The 17,423-nt window shown below is 45.9% G+C and carries 11 protein-coding genes, 2 tRNA genes and 3 rRNA genes; 7 read left to right on the plus strand and 9 right to left on the minus strand.

Features of this window, described 5'->3' with window-relative positions:
* Positions 1 to 59 precede the first annotated feature (59 nt).
* Both serB and BKM01_RS09985 read left to right on the plus strand, forming a co-directional pair.
* Positions 60 to 743 carry a phosphoserine phosphatase SerB gene (gene serB / locus BKM01_RS09980; protein ID WP_072358301.1) on the plus strand — a complete coding sequence of 228 codons (684 nt, stop codon included), beginning with the start codon at positions 60 to 62 and terminating at the stop codon, positions 741 to 743.
* 78 nt (positions 744 to 821) lie between these two features.
* Positions 822 to 1,676: a coiled-coil protein gene (locus BKM01_RS09985; RefSeq protein WP_072358302.1), complete on the plus strand. Its 855-nt coding sequence runs from the start codon at positions 822 to 824 to the stop codon at positions 1,674 to 1,676.
* A gap of 46 nt (positions 1,677 to 1,722) precedes the next feature.
* Here the strand turns inward: BKM01_RS09985 and BKM01_RS09990 are convergent, their stop codons facing one another.
* The 4 genes from BKM01_RS09990 to tgtA are packed head-to-tail and all read right to left on the minus strand — an operon-like array spanning position 1,723 to position 6,497.
* Positions 1,723 to 2,856: a radical SAM/SPASM domain-containing protein gene (locus BKM01_RS09990; protein ID WP_072358304.1), complete on the minus strand. Its 1,134-nt coding sequence runs from the start codon at positions 2,854 to 2,856 to the stop codon at positions 1,723 to 1,725.
* Between the two features lie 11 nt (positions 2,857 to 2,867).
* Entirely contained in the window at positions 2,868 to 4,025 is a 1,158-nt protein-coding gene (locus BKM01_RS09995; protein ID WP_072358306.1) for an NAD(P)-binding domain-containing protein, read from the minus strand.
* A gap of 6 nt (positions 4,026 to 4,031) precedes the next feature.
* The gene (locus tag BKM01_RS10000) at positions 4,032 to 4,973 is read right to left on the minus strand and encodes a UbiA prenyltransferase family protein (protein ID WP_072358307.1); all 942 of its coding nucleotides are present in this window, start codon (positions 4,971 to 4,973) and stop codon (positions 4,032 to 4,034) included.
* A gap of 48 nt (positions 4,974 to 5,021) precedes the next feature.
* Positions 5,022 to 6,497: a tRNA guanosine(15) transglycosylase TgtA gene (gene tgtA / locus BKM01_RS10005; protein WP_072358308.1), complete on the minus strand. Its 1,476-nt coding sequence runs from the start codon at positions 6,495 to 6,497 to the stop codon at positions 5,022 to 5,024.
* A 114-nt stretch (positions 6,498 to 6,611) separates the two neighbouring features.
* Here tgtA and BKM01_RS10010 point away from each other — a divergent pair, with 114 nt between their 5' ends.
* Complete coding sequence (locus BKM01_RS10010; RefSeq protein WP_072358310.1) at positions 6,612 to 6,953, plus strand: ArsR/SmtB family transcription factor; 342 nt, start codon at positions 6,612 to 6,614, stop codon at positions 6,951 to 6,953.
* A gap of 175 nt (positions 6,954 to 7,128) precedes the next feature.
* Here the strand turns inward: BKM01_RS10010 and rrf are convergent.
* The 5 genes from rrf to BKM01_RS10035 form a co-directional block, all read right to left on the minus strand.
* Positions 7,129 to 7,250, minus strand: a 5S ribosomal RNA gene (rrf, locus tag BKM01_RS10015).
* Between the two features lie 24 nt (positions 7,251 to 7,274).
* Positions 7,275 to 7,346, minus strand: a tRNA-Cys gene (locus tag BKM01_RS10020).
* Positions 7,347 to 7,457: 111 nt separating this feature from the next.
* Positions 7,458 to 10,377: ribosomal RNA gene (locus tag BKM01_RS10025) — 23S ribosomal RNA — on the minus strand.
* Positions 10,378 to 10,498: 121 nt separating this feature from the next.
* A tRNA-Ala gene (locus tag BKM01_RS10030) sits at positions 10,499 to 10,571 on the minus strand.
* A gap of 76 nt (positions 10,572 to 10,647) precedes the next feature.
* Positions 10,648 to 12,123 (minus strand): 16S ribosomal RNA (locus BKM01_RS10035).
* Together the 16S, 23S and 5S rRNA genes with 2 tRNA genes alongside form the textbook arrangement of a ribosomal RNA operon.
* A gap of 524 nt (positions 12,124 to 12,647) precedes the next feature.
* Between BKM01_RS10035 and BKM01_RS10040 the strand changes: the two genes are divergently transcribed.
* From BKM01_RS10040 to BKM01_RS10055, 4 genes are read left to right on the plus strand one after another with little or no spacing between them, the layout of a single operon-like run.
* A complete protein-coding gene (locus BKM01_RS10040; protein ID WP_449405474.1) occupies positions 12,648 to 14,120 on the plus strand; it encodes a 2-isopropylmalate synthase in 1,473 nt (490 codons plus the stop codon).
* 5 nt (positions 14,121 to 14,125) lie between these two features.
* Positions 14,126 to 14,884 carry a TatD family hydrolase gene (locus BKM01_RS10045; RefSeq protein ID WP_072361679.1) on the plus strand — a complete coding sequence of 253 codons (759 nt, stop codon included), beginning with the start codon at positions 14,126 to 14,128 and terminating at the stop codon, positions 14,882 to 14,884.
* Between the two features lie 10 nt (positions 14,885 to 14,894).
* The gene (locus BKM01_RS10050; RefSeq protein ID WP_072361682.1) at positions 14,895 to 15,530 is read left to right on the plus strand and encodes an MBL fold metallo-hydrolase; all 636 of its coding nucleotides are present in this window, start codon (positions 14,895 to 14,897) and stop codon (positions 15,528 to 15,530) included.
* 9 nt (positions 15,531 to 15,539) lie between these two features.
* On the plus strand, positions 15,540 to 17,378 hold the full coding sequence (locus BKM01_RS10055; RefSeq protein ID WP_072361684.1) for a YgiQ family radical SAM protein: 1,839 nt from the start codon (positions 15,540 to 15,542) through the stop codon (positions 17,376 to 17,378).
* The last annotated feature ends 45 nt before the right edge of the window (positions 17,379 to 17,423 follow it).

Consider the following 17,423-nt stretch of genomic DNA (forward strand, 5'->3'; position numbering starts at 1 on the left):
TAAAAGCAATGTGACTAATCTACAGCCATATTTCCTACATACCTCTATTATTATCTCAAATGATCAGGTTTGATGAAGTGACTTTAGCCAGCAATTCTAACAGAAAATTTTCTAAACTGATTATTTTTGATATGGACAGCACCTTAATAGATGCTGAGTGTATCGATGAGCTTGCACTTGCTGCAGGAGTGGCAGACAAAGTTGCACAGATTACAGATCGCACAATGAGAGGAGAACTTGATTACCATCTGGCTCTTCTGGAAAGAGTGAAACTCCTTAAAGGTCTGGAAATAACAAAGGCAAAGGAAGCGGTTGAAAAGATCGAACTAATGCCCGGTGCAAAAGAGCTCCTTGAGCATGTACAATCAATTGGATACAAAACTGCAATGTTATCCGGTGGATTTACTCTGTCCTCGGACAGGGTTGCAAAATTACTCAACATCGATTACGTATATGCCAACACTCTAGAGGTGAAAAATGGATATCTGACAGGTGTAGTGTCTGGTCCTATGACACAAAACCTTTCAAAGGAAGTTGCCTTTGAAGAAATTGCCAGAAAGAATGGCTTCCTACCCGAAGATTGTATCGTGGTAGGAGATGGGGCAAATGATGTCTGTATATTTAAGAGAGCAGGTTATTCAATTGCATTCAATCCAAAACCAATTCTCCATCAACATGCAGATGTCATAATTTCGAAGAAGGACCTTAGGGCCTTAATCTCCGTGATTGATTCACTACAATAAAGTGGATCCTGAAGTATCGTGCATTAGAAATGCATGAAATGCCAGCTACATTTGCTGGACCGGGAGGATAAATCGAACATGCAAAAAGAACTGAAAGACAAAAGGAAAGATCTGAGGGACACCTCTGAAGAACACAAGAATAAACGTAATGAACTTAATGCACAGGCAAGTACACTTGCATCAAAACGCAATGAGCTCAACAAAAAGACCAAAGATCTTATCAACGAAGCACAGGAATATAAAAAACTTCGTGATGAAAACAACGAAAAAGTTCAGGAATTCAAGGATCTTCGTGATAAGACCAACGAAAAGGCAAATGAACTTTTTGGAAAAGTTGATGAGCTCAGAAGTGCCAATAATCTTACAGGACCATCCCTGAAAGAGATTCGCAAGGATATCGACAGGCTGGAATTCTCACAGCAGACCGAAGTTCTTACACCATCAAAAGAAAAAGAACTGGTCAACAAGATATCCGAACTCCGGAAACTTTACGATACAAAGAAAAAGCAAATTGAAAGTAATACTGAGCTAAATGACCTGCTTACGGAAGCACAGGAAATCAGGGAAGAGGCTTCCGGCTACCATACAACCCTTTCTGAATATGCTCAGAAAGCTCAGGAATATCATGACAAGATGATTACCACTTTCAAAGAAGCGGATAAGATACGCGCGGAATCCGATACTGCACATAAAGAGTTTGTACAAATCCAGGAAAAAGCAGATGAAGAGCACAAGGCTTTCATTGCAGCTCAGAAGGAAATCCGGGATATTGACAAAGAACTTCGCAAACTCAAGAAGAAAGATGGTGGCAAGAAAGGCGCAGATATGGAAGAAGTCCGTAAGGATGCCGAGGATATATTTGATAAGTTCAAATCCGGCGAGAAACTTACTACAGAAAACCTCATGACTCTCCAGAAGTCCGGTCTTCTATAAGAATGGAAATAATTATCAGGGGAAACCCTGATTATATTTTTATATATCATTTAAGGACGTATTGATTTCTGTAATTATCATCCCGCATAAGACAGGTTTTTGCTTTATATACAGAATCTTTCCGGATTCTATCCCATATTATATTTATTTTTTCTTCATGTATGTTACCTACCGAAATTGGTATGCATGCACATGGACTGACATTTCCTTCAGGGGTTATATGCAACCATTTTTTGCCAGCAAAGCATCCCATTTTGCGCAATACATGAGGAACCGAAAATACACGAGGTCCACTCATGTTATTCGAACGTTCAATAAAATCATTGAATTTTTGCATGTCCCCGGATGATAGAAGGTCATCCTTATGATCTAACCATCGGCCAGTTGGTACGATCTCAAAAAAGGTAATTTCATGTACACCCATGTCCTTTGCAAGTTGGTAGAAATCGTCCAGCTCATCGATATTAGAAGGAGAAATTACAACATATATATTTACCATTAATCCGACATCAAGGGCTTTCTCTATAGCAGACATAGCAGCCCTGTAAACACCTGTCCTGCCACGCATCCTGTCATGGTTTACTTCAAATGCACTGTCCAGACTTACACTGAGCATATCCAGGCCTGCTTCTTTTAATGACAGGGCTTTTGCAAAATCCAGACCTACGCCGGAAGTAAACATACCGCTTATTGCTTTCTCATTATCAACATAGTTAATGAGATCTTCAAGTCCTTCGTATAACAGAGGTTCACCCCCATCAAAAATAATTAGAGTCGAACCCATTTCCAGACACTGGTCAATAGCATTTCTTACAACCTCAGGAGAAAGAGATGCCCTGTTATTTGTATTAGGCAATGCACAATGCAGACACCTGTTGGGACATTCCTCGGTGATGGAAATTGTCACCTGTTCAGGAACCATTTTCCCCCTCATATACCCCATCTGACTGGAAACCAATCTGTCAAAAGCCTTTCCTGGGATAGGGGGCATCCAGGTGGAAAATACAAGAGACTCACCATTTACAAGGGCCGGTTTAGAACCATCGAACATGTCCATCATATCTGATAGCAGCGGTTTCACTGCTTTTGATGCAAGACCTGAGGTATGCATATTGACACGTCCGTTTTCAACAGTAGCATAAACCTTGAAGAAGGGATTTTTATAAAAATCGTATTTCATGTTACCACAGATCACCTGTTTCTCAGGAATGCACTGAAACCAAGAAGCGATGACGGTTTCTTTTTTAGCATGAAAAGAGAGACCTGTAATGCTTTTTGAAGAGATGAACCCTGGAGGAAAGATAGGTCCTCCTGTTTGAAAACTTCCATCATACTGTTTATCTCACTATCATCCATTTTGCGGAGAGTTTCAAGCGCCATTCTACCCAAATAATATTCGGTCCTGTATTCCTTTGCCCACATACGTGAATAACGGGACAGGAAACGTGAGGAAGTATTTGCCTCCTGTATACTTTCAGCAGCAACTTTTCCACACATTTTGCCTCCGTGTATGGAATAGCCAATGCCAGATTGTCCGGATGCACCTCCTGTAAGCATAATACCATCAGCAACCATCTGGTTGGGAATAGTAGCGATAGGATCCCCTCCGGTTTTCACTTCACCTATGCGTAAATTTGACAAACCCTTCATGCGCTTGAATTTATCCACCCACCTATCAAAAAAGGAAGATACATCCCTGCCATGCCTTCTTACATAGACACCCAGGGTTGCCCTGTCGCCTCCACAGGGAGAATAAGTTGATTTCCATCCGGGAGCCACGCTTCCCACGAAATATTCAAACATGTCCGGCTCACCAATCCCCTCACCTTCTACCTCTGCCTCCATAGCCCAACCTATGTCATCCGGATGTTTCATTGCAGAAAGGCCACAAAGAGAAGCGAGTTTGGAATTGATCCCATCTGAGATTATTACAAGTTTTGAATCGAAGGTGCCCTGCGAAGTACTCACAGAAACCCCTTCATCATTTTTCAATACATTATATGCTTCAACTGATGTCGCAATATCAACACCTGAATCCCTGGTTTTCTGTATGTAGTACCGGTCAAATGCAGGGCGGTCCAGAAAATAAGCGGGACTTTCGACTTCCACATAGGATCCGGAAGGGGCTACAATATTAGCCCCTCTTAAATTTTTGAGGACATAGGAACTATCCACATTTTCGCCGGCCCTGTCAAACATTCCTTTAAAAAAAGTGTTAGCAGGATGTGTGTTTTCACCTAATACGTTTTGTTTGTCCATTAAAAGGACATCCAAACCCTGCTCTGATGCTACCCTGGAAGCAGCTAAGCCGGCAGGGGAAGCACCGATCACAATGACATCAGCATCCATTATAAATCACCATAGAATATTCACATAACCCTCAGAAACTATAGACAGAATTACATCAATTATCAGGGAGCCAAACATTACGCCCCTGTAGCGAGAACCCTGAAGGAAAAGCATTCCTCCTCTTTCTGGCATAGGATTTTTGATGAAATCAATAGACTGGATAATCATCCACATCCCCGCAAGAATTGCCCCTGTGAAGAAAATAGGACCAAGTTGTGCCGTCCAACCTATTATGAGAGAAGAAATTACACCTATAATCCAACAGGCAGTCACCAATTTAGATGTCGCAGGTACACCAAATACTACAGGGAATGTAGGCGCACCTTTAGCCCGGTCACCTTCCACATCCCTGGAGACACCGGAAAGAGTAAATCCCCAATCGGTAACACACATCATAATACCCAGGAATATCCCGGGAAGGGGGAGAATAGAAGTGTCCGCACCCTTTAGAATTCCCGCAGGATCAAATGCAAGCCAAATACCAATCGGTACAAGCCCATATGCAATACCCACTGGTACGAAACTTAAGTAGGTAGATCTTTTAGCAAATTTTGAATATATGCTTATAGTACTAACTGCTATCACAAGTACCACAAAAGACTCGGGATTCAGGTACAAGGCAGCTATTGATGCAATAACTACAAGGACAAAGGCATATTTGAGCCCCTGTTCCTGCGTGAGAGTAGAAGATGCGATGGGCCTTTCGGGCAGGTTTATCTTATCTATATCAATATCACAACAGTCATTGAACACATAAGAACTTGTTATCGCAGCATAACCACCAATAATTGCAATAATGAAAGGTAAAACCGAAGGTAGATCTCCGGCGTATATATATGATGCAAGCAATGCACTTGCTGCCGGCAGGGCAAGATCCATATCAGCTATTTCAGGCCTGAGTAGTTCCAGATAGGGGTTGCGAGACTTCGATCCAGTTGTAGATACCAAGTAAATCACCCGGGATTAGATTCAAATCCGTGATTTCTGTCAGTTTAGTTAAAGATTTTCATCGGGCATTTCATCTAAAGGAATGGCATTCTTCTTGAGATCTTCATAAAGGGGATGAACAGTGTACTGTTTTGGAAGACTCAAATAGAATACTCCATTCCTGTTTTTATTAATAAGTTCTATTACGTTTTGCAGCGCCACACCTATTGCACCCGGATCCATTTCATCAGGGATTTCCGCATTGAAAGGATATACTTCAGAGAGTTCAACGGGATATGCTCCAAACGGAGGCTTGAAATTCAGGACATGATCATAAGTTGCTTCGCCTTTCACGGACTTTGAGCGTATAAGAATTTTACCATCCAGATTAAAGCGGCCAAGTCTTTCTTTAAATCGTGCAACTTCCGGTCTTTTTGAGGATTCGGGACCAGTATAAAAGAAAGTGGATTTGGAAAACGGATCAAGTCCTTCAAGCCAGGGACTATAATTGTACAATCTTTTAAGGGCCGACAACATTGAGGGATGACTCCTGCACCGCTGTTCCACAAGCTCTAACAAATTACCTTCCCTTATTGCCTGCTTGATGTTGCGAATTTCGGCAAACGTCACGTAAAGATTGTGTCTTGCCAATAATTCTTTGGAGTTGGAAGCAGATTTTATTTCCGATGCAGTATGAGCAGAACAAACGGGACAATTACATGGAAGATACTGAAGATCTTTAAGGTGAGATGTTCCGGCAACCGTTATATAGCGGCCTGCTTTTGCATAAAGGGCATAAGCTGCTGAATCAAATAAGTCACATCCCATTGCTACAGCAAGAGCAAACATCATTGGATGACCAGCCCCAAATAGATGGACCGGTTTTACAGGATCAAGGCCCTTTTTGGAAGAAATAACAACATCTACCAGATCCGCATAACGGTAGGATTCCATAAGTGGAACCACAGCTCCGATAGGATATACATCAAAGGCATGTTTTGAAAGGGTTTTCGCACTGTGTACCCTGAGATCCATATGAGTGGAGCCCTGTACAGGACCCGCCAAAAGCATATCATCCGTTACAATTTCTCTGGCTGCAATCACTCTTTCAAGGGTCGTTTCAAGTTCGTCTTCTGCCCTTTTGTAAGAGACATCCGGAGGAGTTGGGATATCAAGGGGAACTGCAATATCAGAACCAATGTTTTTTTGGAACGCTATTATCTGCTCGTTTGTTACTTCAACATCCCCATAAACGGATAGTTGAAAAGAACCTGAATCTGTCATGATGGGACCATCAAAATCCAGAAGATGATGCAGGCCTTTTTCCAGTGCTACGTTCCTGAGTTCGTCCTTGCGAGAAATGATATATGAATTTGTAATAAGTATTTGCGCACCAAACTGATGCATTTCAGAAGAGGGTATTGTGTTTATGTTGGGATTGATAACTGGCATAACCGTTGGTGTTTCAACAACACCATGTGGTGTATGCAGTCTACCAATACGGCCAGCTGCGTCTTTTTGCAGTATTTCGAATACAGCGGTCATGGGAGCAATAGATACCGGTGATAGTATATATGTGTATTTGAATGGTAATGGAAAAATGTGTAAAGGAGGAAGACAATATATCCCAGTTCAGTCTTTATTGTAGCAGGTGAAAAAATGATTATTCCCGAACCTATAAAATGCGAAATAGAATATAAAGGAGGAGTGGACAACCTTTATAAAAAAATGCCTCCTGAAGATGAATTCAAGAGATGGAGTGAGATTCACCATGCATTATCATCCCCACTCAGGTTGAAGATACTATATATGGTAGCCAGGCAACCCCTTTGTGTATGCATAATAAAGCATATTCTGAAAGTATCTGATTCAAAGTTATCATACCACCTTTCAATATTAAGTGGAAGTGGTATTATTAAAGGAGCCAGAGAAGGAAATTGGATAATATATAGTGCTACTGAAGAAGGCAAACAGATGATTGAAGGAATATCAGGGAAATAAACCAGATTCCTTTATTGAATTCATTCGATCTATCTTTACTCTTCCTCCACTTTACCTTTCAACATCAGGCTATCATAATAGATTAGATCTGGTATTGATTCCTCTACCATGTAAATACTTGCAGGAAATTAATTTTAGATTATATTATTGAGAATAAGTAAGAATTAATAAGTTGAGTCAGCAGCGATGCATATTTCCCAAAGGCTCTCGCACTTTAGTACAGTATACAACGCTGGCAGGCTTATCTTCTGTGTTCGGGATGGGTACAGGAGTTACCCTGCCGCTATGGCCGCTGTCCTCAACTTATAGGAGATGGATGAAAGCCAAGGCCCGGATTCGAACCGGGATGGAATCGCTCTGCAGGCGATTGCGTAGCCGCTCCGCCACCTTGGCACATTGGGCATGTGCGAAGCGTGATTCTATGACGCAACCGTCATAAACTTTGCGTTTCATCTGACCGTGTATTTATACATTACATACCTGATTTCGCCTGGAATAAGCAATTGGAAGCGGCACGGATTATTAGTAACCGCGGACTTAACACCTCGTTTCCTTAGTGCTTACATCCCGATCCTATTAAACCGGTCTTTTACCGGAATCCTTACAGTGGTCTCTTTTCAGGTTGGATTTCGAGCTTAGATGCTTTCAGCTCTTATTCTTTGGCGCGTAGCTGCTCGGCACTGCCTTGTCAGACAACCGATCGACCAGAGACGCCGTTGCCCTGTTCCTCTCGTACTAAAAGCAACTTACCTTCAGACCACATACACCTCTAGTAGATAGTAACCGACCTGTCTCACGACGGTCTAAACCCAGCTCACGATCTCCTTTAATAGGCGAACAACCTCACCCTTGGCCGCTGCTGCACGGCCAGGATGGAAAGAACCGACATCGAGGTAGCAAGCTGCCGGGTCGATATGTGCTCTTGCCGGCAACGACACAATTATCCCCGGGGTAACTTTTCTGTCAGCTTTAGCCCGCATCAAGCAGGACATAAAGGTTCGCTAGAACCGACTTTCGTCTCGCGATCCATTGCTATGCTAAATCGCGTCAGGCTGACTTATGCTCTTGCACTCTTCAGCAGGTTTCCGACCCACTTGAGTCAACCATTGCGCGCCCTTGATATCTTTTCAAGGGCGTCCCGCCCCAGGCAAACTGCCCACCTATCGGGGTCCTCCTTGCGGAGTTAGGGTCGCGACTTCAGAAGGGTAGTGTCCCATTGATGGCTCCACCCATGCTGGCGCACGGGCTTCGATGCCTCCTACCTACACTGTACATCCGAAATCACAACCCAACGACAGGCTGCAGTAAAGCTCCACGGGGTCTTCACTTCCCCCTAGAGGTCTCTAGACTTTGCACTAGAATGTAAGCTTCACCGGATTCTGGCTAGGGACAGTAGAGCTCTCATTGATCCATTCATGCGAGTCGCCAATTAAGCGACAAGGTACTACGCTACCTTAAGAGGGTCATAGTTACCCCCGCCGTTTACGGGCCCTTCTTTCCGTTGGACCGAAGTTTCAGGTACCCGCACTGGGCAGGATTCAGAGATCGTACTAGCCCTTTCGGGTTTGCGATCTCCTATGTTGGTATTAGACAGTTAGAGCTCCCTGGTCACTGCGACCTGCCATCTTCATGGCAGGCACTCCTTCTCCCGAAGTTACGGAGCCAATTTGCCGAATTCCCTTAGCCAGATTAATTCCGACACGCCTTAGCCTTTTCAGCTAGGGGCACCAGTGTCAGATCTTGGTACGGTCGTTTAGCTTCCTTTTCACGGGTCCCGGGGTGCAGTTGACTTTCGCAATAACATATTCGCCCGCTTCTCGCCATTACGGCTCTCCACGGGTTTCGATGCTTAGACAGCGCGACAACGCTGCTCAACCTGCCCTGAGACGTTGGTTTTAGTGCTAAACGGTACAGGAATATTAACCTGTTTCCCTTTTGGCGTACTCGAATTACGGTACGTCTTAGGACCGACTAACCCTCGGCTGACGATCATTGCCGAGGAAACCTGGCCCCTTCGGCGGTCAGGATTCTCACCTGACTATGCTGCTACTATTACCAGGATTTTCGTTTCCGTACGGTCCACAGGACTTCACAACCCTGCTTCTGCCCGAACGCAACGCCTTCCTACAAGATTACCTTTCGGTACTCCGTGGTATCGGTGGTCGACTTGAGCCCCGTCCATTTTCGGGGCCCCAGACCTCGACTGGTGGGCTGTTACGCACTCTTTAAAGGGTAGCTGCTTCTAAGCTAACCTTCCAGCTGTTTAGGGCCTGGGACACCCTTTATCTTTAACACTTAGTCGACACTTAGGGACCTTAACCACGGGCTGGGTTCTCTCCCTTACGGACTACAAGCTTACCCCAGTAGCCCGGACTCCAACTTTCTCAGACGACGGTAGTTTTGGAGTTTGACAGGGGAGCGAGGGATTTCTCCCCCGGGATCCCCAATCAGTGCTCTACACCACCGACTATCTCCGGTTAGGTCATGCTACGACATGTTTTGGAAGGAACCAGCTGATGCCGGGTTTGATTAGCCTTTCACTCCAAGACGCAGGTCACACGAACGATTTGCAGGTCAGTACCGCTTGCGGTCCTCCACGTAGCTTTCGCCACGCTTCAACCTGCCCACGCCTAGATCACCCGGCTTCGGGTCGTATTCCAATGACTCCACGCACTTGTATACGCCGCATCTTGTCCGAAGACTGCATGCTTGTTGCTTTCGCTTCGGCTCCCCTTTCGGTTAGCCTTCGCCATTGAAATACACTCCCTGGCCCGTTCTTCAAAACGTAAGATATGACATCGGCAACGAAACTCGTACAGCAGCCTCGCGACTGTTTCCTTCATTTCGCAGATCCTTTCATGCCATATCGTTCCATAACCAACAGGTTTCAGGCACTTTGAACCTCCCTTTTTGGGGTACTTTTCAGTTTTCGGTCACCCTACTAGTTCACTATCGGTCTCAAGAAATATTTAGTTTTGGAAGTTGATGCCTCCCGGGTTCCCGCGCGATATCCAACGCACGGTACTCTGGAACAATTCCAGATCCGTTCACATTAACCTACGTGACTATCACACTCTGTGGTTTGACGTTCCAGTCAAATTTGGTCTCTGTGAGATGGGATCCTTGGAAAAGTCCTTCCACACCACATTTCCCTTCTGTTCCCAGAGGGATTCGGTTTGAACTTTGCCGTGTTCACTCGCCGTTACTAGCGGCATCTCTTCGATTTCTTTTCCAGTTCCTACTAAGATGTTTCAATTCGGAACGTTCCCGATCATTACTGATCGACCATAAGGTCAAGAGGTCTCATTAGGAGATCCCCGGTTCATAGGCTTCATGCGCCTACCCGGGGCATATCGCAGCTTGACACGTCCTTCATCGGTCCTTGAGCCGAGCCATTCACCTGCTGGCATAAATGCCATTATCCGTTTGCTTACTCCAGTAAGCGTCAGGTATGCAACTTATACACGATCTCATCGTGCTCTCCTTGGTCAGAAAGAGCACATCCATCCTTCCCGGGCAAAATTACTTGCCTGGTGCATTAAATATGGACTTGCTGGGATTCGAACCCAGGGCCTCTGCCTTGCAAAGGCAGCGATCTTCCAACTGATCTACAAGCCCTTGGTCTCCCAACGATGTTGGATTATATGATTGCAATGGCAGTTTTTCGGTTTCTGATCGAAAGTTTTTTTTGCTTAGGAGGTGATCCAGCCGCAGATTCCCCTACGGCTACCTTGTTACGACTTAACCCCCCTTGCGAAATTTAGGTTCGAACGCAGCACTAAAGTCCGCGCCCTCACCCATACCTCACTCGGGTGGTTTGACGGGCGGTGTGTGCAAGGAGCAGGGACGTATTCACCGCGCTATATTGAAACGCGATTACTACGGATTCCAGCTTCATGAGGGCGGGTTTCAGCCCTCAATTCGAACTACGGCTGGGTTTATGAGATTACCGTCACTTTTCAGTGTAGGAGCCCATTGTCCCAACCATTGTAGCCCGCGTGTCGCCCGGGAGATTCGGGGCATACTGACCTACCGTAGCCCGCACCTTCCTCCGATTTAGCATCGGCGGTCCCCACAGAGTACCCATCATCCCGAAGGATATGCTGGCAACAGTGGGCACGGGTCTCGCTCGTTGCCTGACTTAACAGGATGCTTCACAGTACGAACTGACGACGGCCATGCACCTCCTCTCAGCGATTCAGGTAAAGTCTTTAGCTTGACCTACATATTGCTGTCGCCCCCGGTGAGTTGTCCGGCGTTGAGTCCAATTAAACCGCAGGCTCCACCCGTTGTAGTGCTCCCCCGCCAATTCCTTTAAGTTTCAGCCTTGCGGCCGTACTTCCCAGGTGGCTCGCTTCACGGCTTCCCTGCGGCACCTGAAACGGTCGCACCATTCCAGACACCTAGCGAGCATCGTTTACGGCTGGGACTACCCGGGTATCTAATCCGGTTCGTGCCCCCAGCTTTCGTCCCTCACCGTCGGACCCGTTCTGGTAAGACGCCTTCGCCACTGGTGGTCCCACAGGGATTACAAGATTTCACTCCTACCCCTGTAGTACCTCTTACCTCTCCCGGTCCCAAGTCTAACAGTATCCCCCGGAAGCCTAACAGTTGAGCTGTCAGATTTCCCGGAAGACTGATTAAACCGGCTACGGACCCTTTAGACCCAATAATAGTGATTACCACTCGGGCCGCCGGTGTTACCGCGGCGGCTGGCACCGGTCTTGCCCGGCCCTTGCTATCACATGCTATTTACACATGTGGACAGCCAGCATTGTATGCTGGCACTCGGTGTCCCCTTATCGCGGTTTCCCGCAGTGTAAAGGTTTCGCGCCTGCTGCGCCCCGTAGGGCCTGGATTAATGTCTCAGAATCCATCTCCGGGCTCTTGCTCTCACAACCCGTACCCGTCGTCGGCTAGTAGGTACTCTAGACCCACTACAACCTGATAGGCCGCAGACCCATCCTTGGGCGACGGATCTTTAAATCACAAAGCATTCCAGCATATGTGATCTATTCAGAATTATCCCCAGTTTCCCGGGGTTATGCTGAACCCAAGGGCAGATTGTCCACGTGTTACTGAGCAGTCCGCTATGTTCACGAAGAACATTTAACTAGCATGGCTTAGTCGAACACCGATAGCAGTAACCTCTGGCAGGATCAACCAGAATTTTAATTATTTCTAGCACACCTTTTGAAGGTTAAAGGAAATTGTTGGCAGGGTACCTATTAAACAACATGGATGCTGATTAAAGGCCCTGCACAGTGAATTCTTAATACTAACGATCAGAATTCACCGAACTGCCATTGCGTGAGTCAGACAGAATTGTTATCTCCTGTCTCCATTAAAATGAAGGTGATTATGTTTCCACACATGTTCTGTGCGGGAACTCATGAATAATGTTTTTGGTATATAAACCTTCTGATCCGGCCAAGCCGGAACAATTCACACGACAAACCAGCGAGGTTTGCGCATGATACAGGTTAATAGAAAGCAGCCCTAAAATATCATCATAATATATATAGATTTCGTGATAAGGCATTTCACATGGATTTCCGGAATCCAAACATAAATAACGCGCAAATATAAATAGTAGAAAAGCAAAGTAATTTGCGGGATTTATTATGTATGCGAAGAACCAACTGAGGGATCGCTTTTTACAGCGCTGAATCGATTAGAAATAAAGAAATAACCATTTTTGATACTACTCTTCGCGACGGGGAACAAACCCCTGGTGTATCCCTTACCCCAAAACAGAAGCTCAGTATTGCAACTCAGCTTGATAAGCTTGGGGTAGATACGATTGAAGCAGGTTTTCCAATAGCATCCGAAGGGGACAAAGAATCGGTACAATCAATAGCCAACGCGGGCCTTACTTCAGAGGTCTGCGGTCTTGCCCGGGTGCTTACAAAGGATATCGACGCCTGTATAGACGCAGGGGTAGACATGGTGCACACCTTCGTCTCCACATCGGACATCCAGAGGGAACATACCATACACAAAAGTCGTGAAGAAGTACAACAAATGGCCACCCAGGCCGTGGGATACATAAAAGACCACGGACTGAGATGTATGTTTTCTGCCATGGATGCCACAAGAACTGACCTCGATTATCTTGTAGCAATCTACGGGGCAGCAGAGGAAGCTGGTTGTGATATTATCAACGTGCCGGACACGGTGGGCGTAATGTCCCCGTCGGGCATGTATAACATGATAAGTTACCTTCGCCAGCAGATCAGTATTCCAATAGACACACACTGCCACAATGACTTCGGGCTTGCTGTGGCAAACAGCCTGATGGCAATCGAAGCGGGCGCCAACCAGGCACAGGTAACGATTAATGGTCTTGGTGAAAGAGCCGGCAATGCAGATTTGGCGGAAACGGTCATGAGCCTCAAATCCATATACGGTGCCAGTTTGAATATCAATACAGAATATATCGTTGAAACTGCCCGAATGGTTGAACGTTATACATCTGTTCCTATTACAGCCCATCGACCGGTTGTTGGCGAGAATGCGTTTGCGCATGAGTCAGGAATCCATACCCACGGTGTCCTCGAGAATTCTGACACCTTCGAACCAGGCATAATGACCCCGGAGATGGTAGGCCACACGCGCCGTATTGTGCTGGGCAAACATGCCGGCAAACATGCAGTACGCAAATCCCTTGAAGCTGCCAACCTTAACCCCAACGATGAACAACTCAATCACATTATAGAAAAGGTCAAAACAATAGCAGACAAGGGCAAACGACTGACAGATGCCGACCTCTATGCGATTGCCTGTGCAGTGATGCATAAACCAATGGGCAAACCTGCAATAGACCTCAAAGAGCTATCTGTAATGACGGGTAATGTCACAACTCCGACAGCTGTTGTAAAGGCACTGGTAAATGATGAGGAGAGAGTACTCTCCAATATCGGAATCGGGCCGGTCGACGCAGCACTGAAAGCAGTTACAGGAATAATCGGAGAACACGCCACCATAAGCATCCATGACTTCCGTATTGAAGCAATAACCGGAGGTTCGGATGCCGTTGCAGAAGTAATTGTTGGTGTACAGGATGAAAAAGGACGGATAGTATCCGCACGTTCGGCAAGCGCAGATATTGTATATGCATCCGTAGAAGCACTCGTAACCGCTATTAACATGCTCCTCCAGAAGTGAGGAACATGTTACCTTATTTTATTGATTCACACTGCCACCTTGATTTTTCCAAGTTCAACAAGGATCGTGAAGAGGTTATCCATCGTGCAAAAGAAGCAGGGGCCTGCGAAATGATCAACTCGGGTGTTGACCTGAAAACCAACTTTTCAACCCTTGAGCTGGCCAAAATCCATGAATGCATCCACCCAACAATAGGGTTAAGCCCCATGCTCGCCACCAATCCCGATAAAGACAGGCTACTGGAAGTCCTTTCCCAGCTTGATGAGTATGCCTCCCAGGCTATCGGCATTGGAGAAGCAGGGATGGACTATTATCACTGCACCGATGAAACTTTACGTAAAAAACAGAGGGAAGTATTTAACCAGGTCATCACGATTGCAGAGAACCATGCAAAACCGCTGGTTATCCATGGCAGGGATGCAGAGGATGAAGCGTTTGCAATGGCGGGTCATCTGGACAGAGTGATTTTTCACTGTTATGGAGGATCCCTTGAAACAATGAAAAAAATAACTGATGCCGGCCACTATATATCCATACCTACACTGGTTTGCTTCTCCAGCCATCACAAAGAGATCGCTGCCACAGTACCTGAAGAACTCATGTTGATAGAAACAGACAGCCCTTATCTTTCACCGCGTAAAGGCCGCAATGAACCCACATTCCTGGTCGATTCCATAAATACAATCGCAGAAATAAAGGACATGGAACCTACCGATGTGGCAGAAATCACACGGAAAAATACCTATAACGCATTCAAAATCTAAAGGGATTTACATGAAAGTAATACAATGCAATGCCACCACCAATGATGCAAACTCCTACCTTATAAATGACAATATCCTCATCGATACCGGCCTGAATGGAGAAAGACTTGCCCGGGAAATTGAAAGTCATATAGACCTAAATAAACTGGAACTGATAATCCTGACCCACTGCCACTATGATCATACAGCAGCTGTGCCTCTGCTTGTGGAACTCAGTGGGGCAAAGGTTGGTGTCCACAGGGCAGATGAGCCCATGCTTGCGGATGATATGGGAAGTGTATCTACTTTCTTTGGGCAGAAAGCGCCTGTTATCGACCCGGATATTCTCTATGAAGACGGAGATATGATCAAATTAGACGAAATCGAAGCCCTTCAGATAATCCACACACCCGGGCACACACCAGGAGGCATATGTCTCTACGAACCTTTTTCCAAAAGCCTGTTCTCGGGCGACACAGTCTTTGCATCCGGCGGATTTGGACGCACGGATTTTGAAGGCGGTTCAGCCAGGCAACTCACAGAATCCATACAAAAGCTGGCAGAAATAGATGTAGAAACCCTCTATCCCGGCCATGGCCCGGTGGTAAAAAATGATGCCAACCGCCAGATCCAGCTTTCAATGCGCGCATCCCGGACCATATGGTGATCCATAACAATGAAACACGATAAGAAAACATCAAAACCTCTCCCCATGTCAAAAAAAGAAATGCATCAGAGGGGATGGGACACCCTTGACATAATCATAGTGACAGGCGATGCATACGTTGATCACCCTTCCTTCGGTGCTGCCCTGATAGGCCGTCTCCTTGAGGCCAGAGGATTCAGAGTAGGAATAATAGCCCAGCCTGCCCACGATAAACCGGAAGAGTTTAAGAAACTTGGAAAACCGGAACTTTTCTTTGCTGCAACTGCCGGCAACATGGACTCAATGGTATCCAACTATACGCCATCCCTCAAGCCACGTAAGCGTGATATGTATTCTCCGGGAGGCACCCCTGGTATGCGACCGGACAGGGCGACCATTGTATATTCCAACCGCATACATCAGACATACCCGGATGCCCCTATTGTGATTGCAGGCGTGGAAGCCTCCCTGCGCAGACTGGCACAATATGATTTCCAGTCAGGAAAGGTAAGGAAATCAATTCTTGCAGATGCCCCGGCAGACCTTCTGATATATGGGATGGGCGAAACCCAGACAGAAGAAATCGCACGCAGATTGCAGGCAGGAGAAGATATCAAACAAATAAAGGACATCCCCGGTACAGTCTGGAAAACCCCGGTGAAGACCTGGAAAGAAGAACTTAAAGGCATGGATTATATCGAACTGGAATCCTACACGACGGTTTCAGAAGAAAAGGAAGCCTTCGCCAGAAATTACAAAAACCTCTGGCAGCAGCAAAATCCGGGAAATGGGAAAATACTGGTCCAGCCCCACCCCAAAACTATCATTGTCCAGAATCCTCCGACAAAACTTCTTGAAACCCAAAAACTGGATGAAGTTTATGAGTTACCTTACACAAGACAAAAACACCCCGCTTACAAAGAAGACATCCCTGCTATTGAGCCGGTGCGCTTCTCCCTCACTACCCACAGAGGTTGCTTTGGTGCCTGTTCCTTCTGCGCCATCGCCCATCATCAGGGCCGCATGGTTAATTCCAGGAGTATTGAATCACTCTTAAGAGAGGCAAAAAGCCTCACCAAAATGAAAGATTTCAAGGGAAATATCAATGGAGTGGGCGGGCCCACCGCAAATATGTATTCAATGGAATGTTCCCGTTGGAAAGACAAAGGGGTGTGTACCGACAAGTTCTGCCTCTACCCCGAGGTCTGCCCGTCAATGAATACTGACCACAGCAAAAACATGGAACTACTAAATCGCCTGGAACAAATTCCCGGGGTGAAAAAAGTTTTCATAACTTACGGTGTGCGCTATGACCTTGCCCTGACCCAACCTGAGTATCTGGAAATGATATGTAAAAAGCATGTCAGTGGAAGACTTGCTGTGGCACCGGAGCATTATTCAAAAAAAGTCACCGACAGCATGAGAAAACCCGACAGGGATGTTTTTGAAAAGTTTGTAGAAATGTATTCAGCAATCAACAAGAAACTGGGCAAAGAGCAATACCTCCAAACATATCTCATGTCCGGCCATCCGGGTTGCGGGCTAAAAGAGATGATCGAAACTGCCGAATACATACGTGATAATAAACTGTATAGTGAACAGGTACAGGATTTCACACCTACCCCCATGACAGCATCCACCTGCATGTACCATACCGGAATTGATCCCTTCACCGGGGAAAATATAGAAGTTGCCACCTCCCGGAGGGACAAGAAGATCCAGCGCACAATCCTCCATTACAGGGACAAACGAAATCGCAAATATATTCTTGAAGCTTTAAAAACGGCAGACCGAATGGATCTTGTTGGTAACAGCTGGAAATGTCTGGTTTCCGGCAAAAGCGGCATGTGGGAATCCAAAAAGAAATGAACATTTTCAAAGAAATTTTATATAACTATATGTATATATACTCTG

The organism is Methanohalophilus portucalensis (assembly GCF_002761295.1).
Taxonomy (GTDB): Archaea; Halobacteriota; Methanosarcinia; order Methanosarcinales; family Methanosarcinaceae; genus Methanohalophilus; species Methanohalophilus portucalensis.